We start from the raw sequence: 3214 nt of genomic DNA, 5'->3' as shown, positions 1-3214 counted from the left end.
CGCAAGCACGGGACTGCTCAAGCCGGTGGCGTCCGTCAGCACGGCGCTGCCCACCTTGACCACAATCACCCTCGCCTGAGCCAGAACGCGCGCGCGCTCCTGCTGCCAGGTTTCAGACCGCTCTTCTTCAGAATGACACTTGTCGCACTGCTCCGGCTGTTCGGCTTCGGCCGCCGTACCAAGTGGGCGCTGCCTGCTCATATCCGCTCCACAACCCGCTATTCGCGGGTATAGATAACTTCAATTTCGGGAAATTCCTCTTCTTCCACCTCGGTGGGGCCTTCCAGACGCACAATCGGTTCATTGCGCGCGGTGCTCTCGCACACCTGCCAAAGCTCCTGCACAAGAGGCTCAAGTCCCAGACCATCACGGGCCGAAATAAAGTAGACCTGACGCCCGTCAGCCCTGGCCCGCTCTTTCAGAGCTTCCAACCTTTCAGGGCTTGCGAGGTCGATCTTGTTTACCACCTCGATCTGCTTGCGTTCGCCCAGTTCCTCGTCGAAACGGCGCAATTCCTCATTGACCAGGGTGAAGCCCGCCCAGGGGTCTTCATCGCCCACATCCTCGATGCTGAGAATGTGCACGAGAAAACGTGTGCGCTCCACATGCTTGAGAAAACGCAGGCCAAGGCCAAGGCCCTCGTGCGCCCCTTCAATAAGGCCCGGAATGTCGGCGATAACCATGCGCTTGTCCGGGTCTGCCTCATCAATCATCACGCCCAGGTTGGGTGTGAGCGTGGTGAAGGGATAGGCCGCAATCTTGGGCCGCGCGGCCGAAACCTGCGAAATAAAAGTGGACTTTCCGGCGTTGGGCAAGCCGATAAGACCGGCATCCGCTAAAATTTTCAGCTCAAGCCGCAGACTGAACTCCTCACCAGGTTCGCCGGGCTGCGAAAAACGCGGCGCGCGCATGGTGGAAGACTTGAAATGCTCATTTCCCTTGCCCCCCCGGCCGCCGCTCGCCACCAGCACTTCCGTGTCCGGCTCGCTCAGGTCGGCCACCAGCACCTCGCCTTCCGGGCCTTCAGCGTATACCAGCGTTCCCACAGGCAGGTTCAGAACCAGATTCTCGCCCTTGCGGCCATCGCACTGGCTGCCTTCGCCAGGGCGACCGTTCTGCGCCTCATACAGACGCTTGAGCCGAAAATCGTACAGTGAAAGCAGACGGTTGTCTGCCCTGAGGTACACAGAGCCGCCATCGCCCCCGTTGCCGCCGTCCGGGCCGCCGCGAGGCACAAATTTTTCACGCCGGAACGACAGGCAGCCATGTCCGCCTTTACCGGCGCGCACCTGAATTCTGGCTTCATCCACAAATTTCATGTAATATCCTCTGCCCGATGCTCACGGGCTTGTTTCTCAAGCTGTTTTTGCCCTGCCCGCACGGCGGCCGGGGCAAACGCCCACCCCGCGCGTCAACATCCCCAAATGCCCGGTGGGGCAGCACCGCACTCTACCTGCACACGACAGGCCTGCCCCTTTCACGCATGCGGAGAAACACGCCTCGCGCAGCAGTTCTGCGGCGCAGGAAAAAATCCGCACATCGGGACAAATCCCGCGAGTGCGGCAGCCGGTCTGGCGTTCACCGCTATGGCGTTCACCGCATGTGCGCACAAAAGCATGCTGCCTTTGAGAAAATATATTCTCAACGTGCACCAGCGCGCTCTATACGCTTGTCAGTGGTTTTGCAGCGCTTTCGCAGCACTTTACGGCGCACATGCGAGTGCTCCCACCTGCAATCAGCCTCCGGCAACAGCCGCAGCAGACGCCTACATGCGCAGCCACCGAAGCAGTTTCAAAAAACGCTGCAAGCACCGGTGCAGCCCACGCCTGGCCTGATCGGCCGATCTGCCATAAACCGAACCATATCCTGAACCAAACACCGGACCTCAGCGGGCAGAATCTGAGCAGCCCGCGCCTGTCCCAATCGGAACCGGGCTGACCGCAACAGGGCAACCCGGACCACAGCAAACAGGACCCAAAACGCATGCCCGAACAAAAAGCCTCAAAGGCCCGACGGCCCGTCACAAAGCATGCGCCCCGGCATGTTCGCGTCGGCGTATTTTGCAACGCACAAACACCGAAAGGGAAGAAGCCTTGCGGCCCCTTCCCTTATAAACAAATCCCACGCGGCCGCGCTAGCTGGCGGCCGCCTCCACATGCACGCGCGTAAGCACGCGGCGCTTGCGGATATACTTTTCAAAGCGCACCACGCCATCAATCTTGGCGAACAGGGTAAAATCCCTGCCCATGCCCACGTTGACGCCGGGGTGCACAGTGGTGCCCAACTGGCGCACCAGAATATTGCCGGCAAGAACACGCTGGCCGCCGAAACGTTTAACGCCGCGCCTCTGGCCTACACTGTCGCGGCCGTTACGCGAAGAGCCGCCTGCTTTCTTTTGAGCCATAATAGCCTCCCTGGTGCGCTGAACCCTGAAGCTCAGCCTGGGCGAGTAAATTTTTCGCTCAACCGGACAAACCGGCTCCGTATGGAACCCGCACATCCGGACATCGGGCGTTCGCCCTCACGCCCGCCAGAACCCTTAAAAGGTTCTAGCCGTTGATGCTCTTGACGCGAATGGTGGTGAAGTCCTGACGATGACCGCGCATCTTGCGCGAGTCGTTGCGGCGCCAGCGCTTGAACACTTTGATCTTGGGGCCGCGCCCGTGATCCACCACTTCCGCCGTAACAGCGGCCCCGGCAAGATAGGGAGCGCCGACTTTGCATTCGGCGCCGCCGACCATCAGCACCTTGTCCAGGGAAATTTCGCTTCCGGCCTGCGCCGCGAGCTTTTCCACAACGATCTTGGAACCTTCTTCAACGCGGTACTGTTTTCCGCCGGTTTCGATAATCGCGTACATGATATCAACCTCCAAAAAGAGAAAGGCATATTTGCCCTATTGCACGGCAAATGTCAAGCGCCTTCCGCATTTTTTCGGCAAGGACGCGCCGCCGCCGCCCCGGGGCGGCGGCATGCAGCCGCACGGCGCTTTTACCCCAAGGGCCGCCACGATACAAGCAAAAATCCTCCAGAACGCGCATTCTTACCGCACTTGCAACCAAATCCATAGTTTTTCCTGATAGTTTTCCTTGGCATACTGCCCTTGCGCTGCTATGTTTTAGGGCGATGAACGATACCATTACCCTTCATATAGAAAGCCTGACCCATGACGGGCGCGGCCTGGCCCGCGCCCACGGCGACACGCTTTTTACATCC

3 protein-coding genes and 1 pseudogene are annotated in these 3214 nt (G+C 59.7%); all 4 read right to left on the bottom strand.

The features are described 5' to 3' along the window. Nucleotides 1-201 (bottom strand): annotated as a pseudogene (locus tag V6C16_RS10030) (glutamate 5-kinase); the annotation flags it as partial. Between the two features lie 17 nt (nucleotides 202-218). After that, nucleotides 219-1319 carry a GTPase ObgE gene (obgE, locus tag V6C16_RS10025; protein WP_333535249.1) on the bottom strand — a complete coding sequence of 367 codons (1101 nt, stop codon included), beginning with the start codon at nucleotides 1317-1319 and terminating at the stop codon, nucleotides 219-221. 815 nt (nucleotides 1320-2134) lie between these two features. Further along, on the bottom strand, nucleotides 2135-2404 hold the full coding sequence (gene rpmA, locus V6C16_RS10020; RefSeq protein ID WP_015939250.1) for a 50S ribosomal protein L27: 270 nt from the start codon (nucleotides 2402-2404) through the stop codon (nucleotides 2135-2137). Between the two features lie 145 nt (nucleotides 2405-2549). Continuing rightward, nucleotides 2550-2858, bottom strand: coding sequence for a 50S ribosomal protein L21 (rplU, locus tag V6C16_RS10015; RefSeq protein ID WP_015939251.1), 309 nt, complete (start codon nucleotides 2856-2858; stop codon nucleotides 2550-2552). Nucleotides 2859-3214 lie beyond the last annotated feature (356 nt).

It is taken from the genome of Desulfovibrio sp. 1188_IL3213, from assembly GCF_036763145.1.
Taxonomy (GTDB): domain Bacteria; phylum Desulfobacterota; class Desulfovibrionia; order Desulfovibrionales; family Desulfovibrionaceae; genus Desulfovibrio.
This window is presented reverse-complemented; position numbering and strand designations above follow the sequence as displayed.